Origin of the sequence: Streptomyces mayonensis, assembly GCF_018982965.1 — a bacterium.
GTDB lineage: Bacteria > Actinomycetota > Actinomycetes > Streptomycetales > Streptomycetaceae > Streptomyces > Streptomyces mayonensis.
On the sequence record NZ_JACBYP010000082.1, the window covers coordinates 25,386 to 37,285 of the forward strand.

10 protein-coding genes and 1 riboswitch are annotated in these 11,900 nt (G+C 73.4%); of the genes, 2 read left to right on the plus strand and 8 right to left on the minus strand.

The window, feature by feature from the left end:
• Nucleotides 1-8 precede the first annotated feature (8 nt).
• The 4 genes from HZS56_RS26250 to pdxR form a co-directional block, all read right to left on the minus strand.
• Nucleotides 9-587: a 2'-5' RNA ligase family protein gene (locus HZS56_RS26250; RefSeq protein ID WP_216723245.1), complete on the minus strand. Its 579-nt coding sequence runs from the start codon at nucleotides 585-587 to the stop codon at nucleotides 9-11.
• 165 nt (nucleotides 588-752) lie between these two features.
• Nucleotides 753-1,763, minus strand: a complete 1,011-nt coding sequence (gene trpS, locus HZS56_RS26255; RefSeq protein WP_216723246.1) for a tryptophan--tRNA ligase — start codon at nucleotides 1,761-1,763, stop codon at nucleotides 753-755.
• A gap of 206 nt (nucleotides 1,764-1,969) precedes the next feature.
• Nucleotides 1,970-3,415 (minus strand): glycine hydroxymethyltransferase, encoded by a 1,446-nt coding sequence (locus tag HZS56_RS26260; RefSeq protein WP_216723247.1) that lies wholly within the window; start codon nucleotides 3,413-3,415, stop codon nucleotides 1,970-1,972.
• 35 nt (nucleotides 3,416-3,450) lie between these two features.
• Nucleotides 3,451-3,540, minus strand: a riboswitch (ZMP/ZTP riboswitch).
• Between the two features lie 138 nt (nucleotides 3,541-3,678).
• Nucleotides 3,679-5,064 (minus strand): MocR-like pyridoxine biosynthesis transcription factor PdxR, encoded by a 1,386-nt coding sequence (pdxR, locus tag HZS56_RS26265; RefSeq protein ID WP_216723248.1) that lies wholly within the window; start codon nucleotides 5,062-5,064, stop codon nucleotides 3,679-3,681.
• Nucleotides 5,065-5,111: 47 nt separating this feature from the next.
• Between pdxR and HZS56_RS26270 the strand changes: the two genes are divergently transcribed.
• Entirely contained in the window at nucleotides 5,112-5,624 is a 513-nt protein-coding gene (locus HZS56_RS26270; RefSeq protein ID WP_216723249.1) for a carboxymuconolactone decarboxylase family protein, read from the plus strand.
• Nucleotides 5,625-5,692: 68 nt separating this feature from the next.
• A complete protein-coding gene (locus HZS56_RS26275) occupies nucleotides 5,693-6,094 on the plus strand; it encodes a carboxymuconolactone decarboxylase family protein (RefSeq protein WP_216723258.1) in 402 nt (133 codons plus the stop codon).
• Nucleotides 6,095-6,151: 57 nt separating this feature from the next.
• Here the strand turns inward: HZS56_RS26275 and HZS56_RS26280 are convergent, their stop codons facing one another.
• The 4 genes from HZS56_RS26280 to HZS56_RS26295 are packed head-to-tail and all read right to left on the minus strand — an operon-like array spanning nucleotide 6,152 to nucleotide 11,808.
• Nucleotides 6,152-7,108, minus strand: a complete 957-nt coding sequence (locus tag HZS56_RS26280) for an ABC transporter substrate-binding protein (protein WP_216723250.1) — start codon at nucleotides 7,106-7,108, stop codon at nucleotides 6,152-6,154.
• Nucleotide 7,109: 1 nt separating this feature from the next.
• Nucleotides 7,110-9,065: an ABC transporter permease gene (locus HZS56_RS26285; protein WP_216723251.1), complete on the minus strand. Its 1,956-nt coding sequence runs from the start codon at nucleotides 9,063-9,065 to the stop codon at nucleotides 7,110-7,112.
• On the minus strand, nucleotides 9,065-10,279 hold the full coding sequence (locus HZS56_RS26290; RefSeq protein WP_216723252.1) for a quaternary amine ABC transporter ATP-binding protein: 1,215 nt from the start codon (nucleotides 10,277-10,279) through the stop codon (nucleotides 9,065-9,067). Before HZS56_RS26290 ends, HZS56_RS26285 begins: the two co-directional genes overlap by 1 nt.
• Nucleotides 10,276-11,808: a GMC family oxidoreductase gene (locus tag HZS56_RS26295; RefSeq protein WP_216723253.1), complete on the minus strand. Its 1,533-nt coding sequence runs from the start codon at nucleotides 11,806-11,808 to the stop codon at nucleotides 10,276-10,278. The genes HZS56_RS26290 and HZS56_RS26295 overlap by 4 nt, the downstream gene beginning before the upstream one ends.
• Nucleotides 11,809-11,900: the final 92 nt, after the last annotated feature.

Consider the following 11,900-nt stretch of genomic DNA (forward strand, 5'->3'; position numbering starts at 1 on the left):
CCGGAGACCTACCGGCCGGGCAGCGAGCCGCTCTCCACGCGGCCCGCCTGCGGGGGCACCGTGGCGCTGCCGAAGGGGAACTCGCGCAGCTTGCGCCACACGCTGTCGGCACCCTGCTCGTAGAGGGCGAATCCGGTGCAGGGCCACTGCGCCTCGTAGTCGGACAGCTCCTCGTAGGCGCGGTCCATCGCCGCCTCCTCGATGCCGTGCGCCACGGTGACGTGCGGGTGGTACGGGAACTGCAGTTCGCGGGGGACGGGGCCGTGCGCGTCGCGGACCCGCTTCTGCAGCCAGGAGCAGGCCGCGCCGCCCTCGACCACCTGGACGAAGACCACGGGCGAGAGCGGACGGAAGGTGCCGGTGCCGGACAGCCGCATCGGGAAGGGGCGGCCGCGCGCCGCCACCTCCGCCAGGTGCGCCTCGATCGCGGGCAGCGCGCCGCCGTCGACCTCCGTCGGCGGCAGCAGGGTGACGTGCGTGGGGATGCACAGAGCCGCGGGGTCGCCGAAGCCCGCGCGCAGCTGCTGGAGCTTGCTGCCGTGAGGCTCCGGGACCGCGATCGACACGCCGATCGTTACGGTCCCCACTTCGTCTCCTGTCGTTGTGTGTCCTTCTGCCGGACACCCGGTTATCGACTGTACGGCCACCGCCACGCCCGGGGCAGGCGCAACCGGAGTGATGTGCAGCGCTACGGCGGCATGCCGGGGCGCACGGGTGGCGGCGGGGGGCGGCGGGCCCGGGGCCGCCGGGGCTCAGCGCTTGGCGGGCAGGAAGCCCACCTTGTCGTACGCCCGGGCGAGTGTCTCCGCGGCGACGGTCCTGGCCTTCTCGGCGCCCTTGGCGAGGACCGCGTCCAGCGTCTCGGGGTCGTCCAGGTACTGCAGGGTGCGCTCGCGGAACGGCGTGACGAACTCCACGACGACGTCGGCGAGGTCCGTCTTCAGCGCGCCGTAGCCCTTGCCCTCGTACTTCTGCTCCAGCTCCGCGATCCCGGCGCCGGTGAGGGTGGAGTAGATCGACAGCAGGTTGCTGACGCCGGGCTTGTGCTCGCGGTCGAAGCGGATCACGGTGTCGGTGTCCGTGACCGCGCTCCTGACCTTCTTGGCGGTGGCCTTCGGCTCGTCCAGCAGGTTGATCAGGCCCTTCGGGGTGGCCGCCGACTTGCTCATCTTGGCAGTCGGTTCCTGAAGGTCGTAGATCTTCGCCGTCTCCTTGAGGATGTGGGCGCTCGGGACGGTGAAGGCGTCGCCGTAGGTCTGGTTGAAGCGGTCCGCGAGGTCGCGGGTCAGCTCCAGGTGCTGGCGCTGGTCCTCGCCGACGGGGACCTGGTCGGCCTGGTAGAGCAGGATGTCGGCGACCATCAGCATCGGGTACGTGAACAGGCCGACGGTGGTGCGGTCGTTGCCCTGCTTGGCGGACTTGTCCTTGAACTGGGTCATCCGGGAGGCCTCGCCGAAGCCGGTGATGCAGTTCATCAGCCAGCCGAGCTCGGCGTGCTCCGGGACGTGGCTCTGCACGAACAGGGTGCAGCGGTCCGGGTCGAGGCCGGCCGCGAGGAGCTGGGCGGCGGCGACGCGGGTGTTCTCGCGCAGCTCCTTCGGGTCCTGCGGGACCGTGATCGCGTGCAGGTCGACGACGGTGTAGAACGCGTCGTGGGTTTCCTGCATGTCGACCCACTGGCGGACGGCGCCGAGGTAGTTGCCGAGGTGGAACGAGCCGGAGGTCGGCTGGATACCGGAGAGCACGCGCGGACGACGCTGCATGGCGGAGCCATTCCCCTGAGGGCGGTGGTGGGAGACGGGCGGGCGTTCAGAGGCCATGTTCATCATTCTCTCAGGCCCCGGGGCGCGCTCCGGCACTGGTTCGGTACAGGGGTGTTCCAGTCCGTCTGCGGGGGTGTGACAGCGGGTACGGCGACGGGGGCGCCCCCTGGCCGGTCGGGGACGCCCCAGCGGGAACACCGTCCGGGTCAGCCCAGGTCGATCTCCGGGTACAGCGGGAAGCCGGCCACCAGGTCGGTCGCGCGCTGCGCGATCTCGTCGGCGACCTTCGCGTCGAGGACGTGGGAGGCCTTGGAGGGGGCGCCGGACTTGGTGGTGCCGGGCTCCGTCGCGCTCAGGACGCGGTCGATGAGGCCCGCGACCTCGTCCATCTCGGCGGTGCCGAGGCCGCGCGTGGTCAGCGCCGGGGTGCCGATGCGGATGCCGGAGGTGTACCAGGCGCCGTTCGGGTCGGCCGGGACGGCGTTGCGGTTGGTGACGATGCCGGAGGCGAGGAGGGCGGCCTCGGCCTGGCGGCCGGTGAGGCCGTAGGAGGACGCCACGTCGATCAGGTTGAGGTGGTTGTCCGTGCCGCCGGTCACCAGGGTGGCGCCGCGGCGCGTCAGGCCCTCGGCGAGGGCGCGGGCGTTGTCGACGATGCGCTGCGCGTAGTCCTGGAACGCGGGCTGCCGGGCCTCGGCCAGGGCGACGGCCTTGGCGGCCATGACGTGCGGGAGCGGGCCGCCGAGGACCATCGGGCAGCCGCGGTCGACCTGGTCCTTGAGGGAGTCGTCGCACAGGACCATGCCGCCGCGCGGGCCGCGCAGCGACTTGTGCGTGGTCGTCGTCACGATCTGGGCGTGCGGGACCGGGTCGAAGTCGCCGGTGAGCACCTTGCCCGCGACCAGTCCGGCGAAGTGCGCCATGTCGACCATGAGGGTCGCGCCGACCTCGTCGGCGATCTCGCGCATGATCCGGAAGTTCACCAGCCGGGGGTACGCGGAGTAGCCGGCGACGATGATCAGCGGCTTGAACTCGCGGGCCGAGGCGCGCAGGGCGTCGTAGTCGATGAGGCCGGTGGCCGGGTCGGTGCCGTAGGAGCGCTGGTCGAACATCTTGCCGGAGATGTTCGGCCGGAAGCCGTGGGTGAGGTGGCCGCCGGCGTCCAGGGACATGCCGAGCATCCGCTGGTTGCCGAAGGCCTGGCGCAGCTCGGCCCAGTCGGCGTCGGTGAGGTCGTTGACCTGGCGGGCGCCGGTCTTCTCCAGGAAGGGCACCTCGACGCGGGCGCCGAGGACGGCCCAGAAGGCGACGAGGTTGGCGTCGATGCCGGAGTGCGGCTGGACGTAGGCGTGACGGGCGCCGAACAGCTCGCGGGCGTGCTCGGCGGCCAGGGCCTCGACGGTGTCGACGTTGCGGCAGCCGGCGTAGAAGCGGCGGCCGACGGTGCCCTCGGCGTACTTGTCGCTGAACCAGTTGCCCATCGCGAGGAGCGTGGCCGGGGAGGCGTAGTTCTCCGAGGCGATCAGCTTGAGCATCTCGCGCTGGTCGGCGACCTCCTGGCCGATGGCGTCCGCCACGCGGGGCTCGACGGTGCGGATCACGTCGAGGGCGGCGCGGTAGGCGGTGGACTCGGGGGTGAGGTCTGCGGGCATGGGGGCCTCCGGACGTTGCGTTCAGCGTTCACGGTACGGATGGCCCAGGCGCACGGCACGTGTTCTTCCCGGGGCCGCTCCCCGATGGTTCGTCCCATCCCAGCGCGCCAGTCACGGCCCGCCGCCAGGGTACCGGGTGGGTCCGGGCGGCGCGGGGGTGTCCGGGATACGGAAGGCGGCCTTCGGGTCCGGTGCGGGATGCACTCGGGATGCGGACGAGCACAGCGGACATCGCGGATCCCGGGGCAACGTGCGCGGGACCGCTACGGCAGCGTCCGGCACAGCGCCTCCAGGGCTCCCGCCCAGGCGTGGTCCGGCGGGGTGCCGTAGCCGACGACGACGGCGTCCACCGGGTCGGTCGTGGCGTCGGGGTGGCGGAAGGACGCCAGGCCGTGCAGGCCGAGTCCCTGCCAGGCCGCCGCCCGGAGCACCGGCTGCTCGGTGCCGGGCGGCAGTCGCAGTACGGCGTGCAGGCCGGCCGCGATGCCGGTGACCCGCACCCGGGGGGCGCGGGCGGCGACCTCGGCGACCAGGGCGTCACGGCGCCGGCGGTAGCGCAGGCGGGCGGCGCGGACGTGGCGGTCGTAGGCGCCGGAGGTCAGGAACTCCGCCAGGGTCAGCTGGTCGAGCGCCCCGCAGGTGTCCTGGGCGCCGCGGGCCGCCGTGAGGGCGTCGGTGAGGCCGGGCGGCAGCACCGTCCAGGCCAGCCGCAGGCCGGGGGTGAGGGACTTGCTGGCGGTGCCGAGGTGGACCACGCGGTCGGGGTCGAGTCCCTGGAGGGCGCCGACGGGCTGGCGGTCGTAGCGGAACTCGCCGTCGTAGTCGTCCTCCAGGACCAGGCCGCCGGTGCGCCGCGCCCAGTCGACGACGGCCGCCCGCCGGTCGGGGTGCAGCGGCATGCCGAGCGGGAACTGGTGGGCCGGCGTCAGCAGCACGGCGCCCGCGCCGCGGGGGACGTCCGGATCGGTGCCGAGCGCGTCCAGGGGCAGCGGTACGGTGCGCAGTCCGGCGCCGGTCAGCAGGTCGCGGTGGGCGCCAAGGCCGTACGACTCGACGGCGACGGTGTGCACGCCGCGCGCCCGCAGCACGGTGGCGAGCAGGGACAGGCCGTGGGCGAAGCCGCCGCAGACCAGCAGGCGTTCGGGGTCGGCGCGGACGCCGCGGACCCGGGCGAGGTAGCCGGCCAGCGCGGTGCGCAGTTCGGGGCGGCCGCGCGGGTCGCCGTAGCCGAGGGCGTCGTTGGGAGCGGCGGCGAGGGCGCGGCGGGCGGCCTTCAGCCACTCGGCGCGCGGGAAGGAGGCCAGGTCGGGGGTGCCGGGCCGCAGGTCGTGGGCGGGGCGGGCCGGTCCGCGCGGGCGGGGGGCGGTGCCGGTGGGCGGTACGACGGCGCGGTCGGCGACGCGGGTGCCGGAGCCCTGCCGGGCGGTGAGCCAGCCCTCGGCCACCAGGTCGGCGTAGGAGTCGGCGACGGTGTTGCGGGCGATGCCGAGGTCGGCGGCGAGGGCGCGGGAGGAGGGCAGCCGGGTGCCGGGGGCCAGGCGGCCGGTGCGGACGGCCTCGCGCAGGGCGTCGGTCAGGCCGCGGCGCAGGCCGCCTCCGGCCGGTTCCAGGTGCAGGTCGACGCCGAGGGTGGCCCAGGGTTTCGCCATGGAAGTGGACCATACCCGTGGGCAGCTTCTTTCCTAGCCTCGGTGGCATGACGACGAACGAGAACACCGTGCCGGTCTCCGAGCCGCTTGCCGCCGAGCAGTCTCCCCGGCTGGAGTGGGCCAAGCACGCCCCCGAGGTGTGGAAGGCGATGCTGCGCCTGGAGAAGGCGGCCGCCCAGGGCCTGGACCCGAAGCTGTCCGAGCTGGTGAAGATCCGCGCCTCGCAGCTCAACCACTGCGCCTTCTGCCTCGACATGCACACCAAGGACGCCCTCGCGGCCGGCGAGAGCGTGGAGCGGATCGTGCAGCTGGCCGCGTGGGAGGAGTCGCGGCACTTCTACACGGAGAAGGAACTGGCGGCGATCGAGCTGACCGAGGCGGTCACCGTCCTGACCGACGGCTTCGTGCCGGACGAGGTGTACGGGAGGGCCGCGGCGCACTTCGGGGAGGCGGAGCTGGCCCAGCTGATCTCCGCCATCGCCGTGATCAACACCTGGAACCGCTTCGGCGTGACCTGCCGTCTGACGCCCGGCCACTACCGCCCGGGGCAGTACGCGTGACGGCGACGGGGACCGCCGCTCCCGCGACGGCCCGTTCGACGCACCTGGACGGCGCTGTGCGCTCCGCGATGCGAGCGGTGAGCGCCGCCGCCGGGCGGGGGCTCGGGGACGCGGCCCTCGCCGAGCTGGTGCAGATCAGGGCCTCGCAGCTCAACCACTGCGCCTTCTGCCTCCACCTGCACCTCGGCATCGCCCGCCAGGAGGGGGTGGACGAGCGTCGGCTGGACCTGCTGGCCGCGTGGGAGGAGGCCGGCGACGTCTTCGACGCGCGGGAGCGGGCCGCGCCGGCGCTGACCGAGGCGGTGACGGTGCTCACGGAGGGCTTCGTGCCCGACGCCGTGTACGAGGAGGCCGCCGGGCACTTCGACGCCGACGGGCTGGCCCATCTGCTCGCGCTCGTCGCGGCGGTCAACGGCTGGAACCGGCTGATGGCCGCCCGGCGGATTCCGCCGGGGAGCGCGGACTGGTGAACACGGCTCCCTCCGCTGCCCGCCCGCGGACACGCGGGCGGGCAGCGGAGGGAGGGGTCAGGACAGCCACTCCTTCCAGACGGACTCGTGGCTGTCCACCCACTTCTTCGCCGCCTCCTCGGGCCGCAGCTTCTGCTCGGCGATCAGCAGGGACACCTGGTTCTGGTCCTTGGTCGTCCACTTGAACTTCTTCAGGAACTCCGCCGCCGTGCCGGCGTTCTCCGCGAAGTCCGTGTTGAGGTACTTCTGCAGCGGGGTGACCGGATAGGCGCAGGCGACCTTCTCCGGGTCGGCGTCGCAGCCCTCCTTGTACGGCGGCAGCTTCACCTCGGTCATCGGCACCTGCTCGGTCAGCCACTGGGGGGTGTACCAGTAGCTCAGGAAGGGCTTCTTCTCCTTGGCGAACTGTTTCATCTGGGTGATCTGGGCGGCCTCGGAGCCCGCGAAGACGACCTGGTAGTCCAGGTTCAGGTTCTTCACCAGGGCCTTGTCGTTGGTGACGTAGGACGGGGAGCCGTCCATGAGCTGGCCCTTGCCGCCGCTCTCCGCGGTGCGCAGCAGGTCGGCGTACTTGTTGAGGTTCTTCCAGTCCGTGACGTCCGGGTGCTGCTCGGCGAAGTACGTCGGTACGAACCAGCCGATGTGCCCGGTGACGCCGAGGTCGCCGCCGGCGGTGATGGTCCCCTTGTCCTCGACGTAGCGCTGTTCCTGCTCGGGGTGGCCCCAGTCCTCCAGGATCGCGTCGACGCGGCCCTGGCTGAGCGCGTCCCAGGCGGGGACCTCGTCGACCTGGACGGTGTCGACGCGGTAGCCCAGCTCGTGCTCCAGCAGGTACTGGGCGACGGCCACGTTGGCCTGCGCGCCGACCCAGGACTGCACGGAGAGGGTGACCGTCCTGGCGCCCTGGGCGTTCGCGAACGGGGACGCCTGCTTGGTCATGTCGGCGGCGCCGCAGCCGGTCAGCAGGGTCAGCGCGGCCACCGACGCGATCGCGGAGCTCGTGCGCAGTCGCATGTCAGGCTCCCTTCTTCTGCGTACGGCGTTCGGTGGGCTGGGTGACCCGGTCGAGCATCAGGCCGAGGCAGACGATCGCGGCGCCCGCCACCAGTCCGGTCGCGAGGTCGCCCTGGGCCAGGCCGAAGACGACCTGGTAGCCGAGCGCGCCGCCGCCGACGAGTCCGCCGATGATGACGACGGCGAGGACGAGGACGACACCCTGGTTGACGGCGAGCAGCAGGGAGCGGCGGGCCAGCGGCAGCTGGACCTGGCGCAGTTGCTGCGCGCTGGTGGCGCCGAGCGAGCGGGCCGACTCCAGCGCGGCCGGGTCGACCTGGCGCAGGCCCTGGGCGGTGATGCGGACGACGGCCGGGAGGGCGTAGACGACCGCGGCGGCCGCGGCGGGCGCGCGGCCCACGCCGAAGAGGGCGACGACCGGGATCAGGTACACGAACTGGGGCATGGTCTGGAAGACGTCGAGCACGGGCCGCAGCAGTCGCTCGAAGCGGTCGCTGCGGGCGGCGGCGATCCCGGTGGCGAAGCCGACGACGAGGGTCACCGCGACGGCGGCGAGGACCTGCGAGAGCGTGTCGAGGGACGGGTCCCACACGCCGAGCACGCCGATCGCGGCCATCGCCAGGACGGCGGTGAGCGCGGTGCGCCAGGTACCGATCAGCCAGGCCAGGGTGGCGACGACGAGGAGCACGGACCACCAGGGCAGCCACTGGAGCCCGTCCCGCAGCGGGTTGAGGACCCAGCTGGTGAAGTGCGCGGCCCAGTCGGCGGTGCCGCCCACGACGGGGACGTCGGAGTACAGGTGGGCGGTCATCCAGTCGACGGCCCGGTTGACGGGTTCGGCGATGTTCAGCTCCCATCCGTCGGGCCAGTCGAGGAAGTCCCCGAGACGCCCGGCGACCGCGACGGCCGCGGCGGCGAGCAGGACGTACAGCCAGGTCAGCGGCGACTTCCCGGCCGCCCCCGGCCCACCGAGCCGCTCCCCCGCCGCGCCGGTCACGCGGTCCAGGACGACGGCGAGCAGCACGATCGGGATGCCGGCCGCGAGGGCGGCGCCGACGTCGACCGAGGCGAGCGCCTGGTAGACGCGGTCGCCGAGGCCGCCGGCGCCGATGACGGAGGCGATGACGGCCATGGAGAGCGCCATCATGATCGTCTGGTTGACGCCGAGGAGGAGTTCCTTGCGGGCCAGCGGGATACGGGCGGTCAGCAGACGCTGGCGGGCGGTGGTGCCGAGCGACTCGACGGCCTCCAGGACCTCCTTGTCGGCGCCGCGCAGGCCCAGCGAGGTGAGCCGGGCCATGGGCGGCGCGGCGTACACCACGGTCGCGAGGACGGCGGCGGGGACGCCGATGCCGAAGACCAGCACCACGGGGAGGAGGTAGGCGAAGGCGGGCAGCACCTGCATGGTGTCGAGGACCGGGCGCAGCGCGCGGTCCATCCGGTCGGAGAGGCCCGCTGCCAGGCCCAGCAGAGCGCCGACGACGACCGACGCGAGGACGGCGACGACCATCAGGGCGAGGGTCTGCATCGTCGGCACCCACATGCCGAGCAGGCCACAGGCCAGGAAGGCGGCGGCGGTGCCGAGGGCCAGCCGCACGCCGGCCACGCGCCAGGCGACCAGGGCGCCGACCGCGGTGACCCCGGCCCAGCCGACGGCGAGGAGGGCGAGGTAGACGGCTCGTACGGCGAGGACGACGACGTTGCTGACGTGCCCGAAGAAGTACAGGAACAGGGGGTGGCTGTCGCGGTTGTCGATGATCCAGTCGCTGGCCCTGCCGAGGGGTTCGGAGACGTCGACGGTGAGCGCGCCGGGCCAGGCGGCGCCGGGCCACTGGGTGGCGGCCACGGGGCCGAGCACCGCCGCGGCGACGGCGAGGACGAGGAGCTTGCGGACGGCCCGGTGGGTGAGGATACCCGGCGGGGCCGGCTTCTGGGCCGTGGCCGTGAGCGTTGCCATCAGACCGGCTCCTCGTCGGCGGCGGGACGGGGGCCGGCCGGCTCGGGGCGGGAGCCGGCGGGCTCGGGGCGCTCGCCGGTCGCCGCTCCCTGTGGGCCGGGAGCCGGCCCGGCGGCACGGCCGCCGCCGGGCACGCCCGCCACCACCTCCAGCAGCGCGTCCGCGTCCACCACGCCCACGCAGCGGCCGTCGTCCATCACACGGGCCGGCGAACCCGCCCGCGCGACGGCCTCGATGGCCTCCGAGACCGTGGCCCCGGGGCGGATCGCCGGGCCGGTCGCCGCCTCGTCGGGCGAGGAGGCGGGGCGCATCGCCGTACCGACGGTGAGGACCTGCTCGCGCGGGACGTCGCGGACGAACTCGCGGACGTAGTCGTCGGCGGGCGAGCCGACGATCTCCTCCGGCGTGCCGAGCTGCACGACCCGCCCGTCGCGCATCAGGGCGATGCGGTCACCGAGCTTCAGCGCCTCCTGGAGGTCGTGGGTGATGAAGACCATCGTGCGGCCCTCCTCGCGGTGGAGCCGGACGACCTCCTCCTGCATGTCCCGGCGGATCAGCGGGTCGAGGGCGCTGAACGGCTCGTCGAAGAGCAGCACCTCGGGGTCGACGGCGAGGGCACGGGCGAGGCCGACGCGCTGGCGCTGGCCGCCCGAGAGCTGGCCGGGCCTGCGCTGCTCGAGGCCCTCCAGACCGACCTTGGCGACGATCCCGGCGGCCCGCTCCCGGCGCTCGGCGCGCCCCAGGCCCTGGACCTCCAGGCCGTAGGCGACGTTGTCGAGGACGGTGCGGTGCGGGAGCAGCCCGAAGTGCTGGAAGACCATCGCGGCGCGGTGCCGGCGCAGGGAGCGCAGCCGGGTCCGGTCCATCGCGCGGACGTCCTCGCCGTCGATGGCGATGGACCCGGCCGTCGGCTCGATCAGCCGGGTCAGGCAGCGGACGAGGGTGGACTTGCCGGAGCCGGACAGGCCCATGACGACGAAGACCTCGCCCTTGCGCACGTCGAAGGAGACGTCGGCGACGGCGGCGGTGCAGCCGGTGCGCGAGCGCAGCTCGGCGGGGCTCAGGGCGGCCAGCTCCGGGTCGGCGGGGACGCGCTCGGCCCGCGGGCCGAAGACCTTCCACAGGCCGCTGACGGAGAAGACCGGGGGCCGCTCGGCCACGGTGCCGTTCACGGCGTCGTCGGCGGCGCCGGTGTCGTGGGCGGTGGCGCTCATCGGGCGTCACCGCCGATCAGCTCGACGGCCCGCTCGCCGACCATGAGGACGCCGATCATCGGGTTGACGGCGGGCATGGTCGGGAAGACCGACGCGTCCGCGATGCGGATGCCCTGGAGGCCGCGGATGCGCAGCTCGGGGTCGACGACGGCGGTCTCGTCGGTGGCGGCGCCCATCTTGCAGGTGCCGGCCGGGTGGTAGACGGTGTGGGCGACCTTGCGGGCGTACTCGCTCAGCTCCTCGTCGCCGGTGACGTCCGGGCCGGGACACACCTCGCGCTTGAGCCAGCCGGCCAGCGGCTCGGCGGCCGCGACCCGGCGGGCGATGCGGATGCCGTCCACGAGGGTGCGGCCGTCGTGGTCGTCCTCGTCGGTGAAGTAGCGGAAGTCGAGGGCGGGCTTCTCGGCCGGGTCGGCGCTGGTGAGGCGGAGGCGGCCGCGGGACCTGGGCTTGGGGATGTTCGGGGTCATCGAGACGCCGAACTCCGGGCGCTCGTAGCCCAGTCGCTCGGGGTGGTCCGTGAACGGGATCTGGTAGAAGTGGAACATCAGGTCGGGGCCCGCGTGTCCGGGGTCGCGGCGCACGAACAGACCGGCGTCGGAGTCCATCGCGGAGTTGTCCGGGATGGGGCCGTTGGTCTCCCACACGATCACCGACTCGGGGTGGTCGAGCAGGTTCTCACCGACGCCGGGCAGGTCGAGCGCCACGGGTATGCCGAGCGCCTCCAGGTCCTCGCGCGGGCCGATGCCCGAGTGCAGCAGCAGCCGCGGGGAGTCGACGGCGCCGGCGCAGAGCACCACCTCGTTGCGCGCCCGGACCAGGATCTCCTCGCCGTCCTTGGTGCGGACGTGGACGCCCGCGGCACGGGTGCCCTCCAGCTCCAGCCGGTGGGCCCAGGTCTCCAGCATGAGCGTGAGGTTGGGCCGGTCGTCCATCACCGGGTGCAGGTACGCCACCGAGGCCGACGAGCGCTTGTTGTCCTCGGGGTGGTAGGCGAGGTCGAAGAAGCCGACGCCCTCGGTGAACGGCTTCTTGTTGAAGCCCTCGACGCGGGGGACCTCCAGCGTCTTCTGCGCGGCGTCGACGAAGTCGCGGGCGATGGCGTTGCGGTCCTTCTCGTCGACCGGGACGATGTTGTTCTTCAGCCGGGCGAAGTACGCCTCCATCTGGACGGCGCCCCAGCCCTTGGCGCCGGCGGCCTCCCACTCGTCCCAGTCGGACGGGAGCGGCTTGAAGGCGATGAGGGTGTTGTGCGAGGAGCAGCCGCCGAGGACACGGGCGCGGCTGTGCCGGATGTGCGAGTTGCCGCGCGGCTGCTCGGTGGTGGGGTAGTCGTAGTCCAGCTCGCCGCCGAGCAGGCCCATCCAGCGGCGCAGGGTGAGCACGTCGTCGCGGCCGACGTCGCTGGGGCCGCCCTCGATGACGGCGACGGTGACGTCCGCGTTCTCGGTGAGGCGGGAGGCGATCACCGAGCCCGCCGTGCCGCCGCCGATGACGACGTAGTCGTAGACGTGGGTCTTGTCTGGCATTGGGGGTACTCCCGTGGGCGAGCGGATGAAGGGGGTGCTGTGAGTGCCGGTGCTGGGGGTGCCGGTGCCGCGGGAACGCGGCGGTGCGGGGG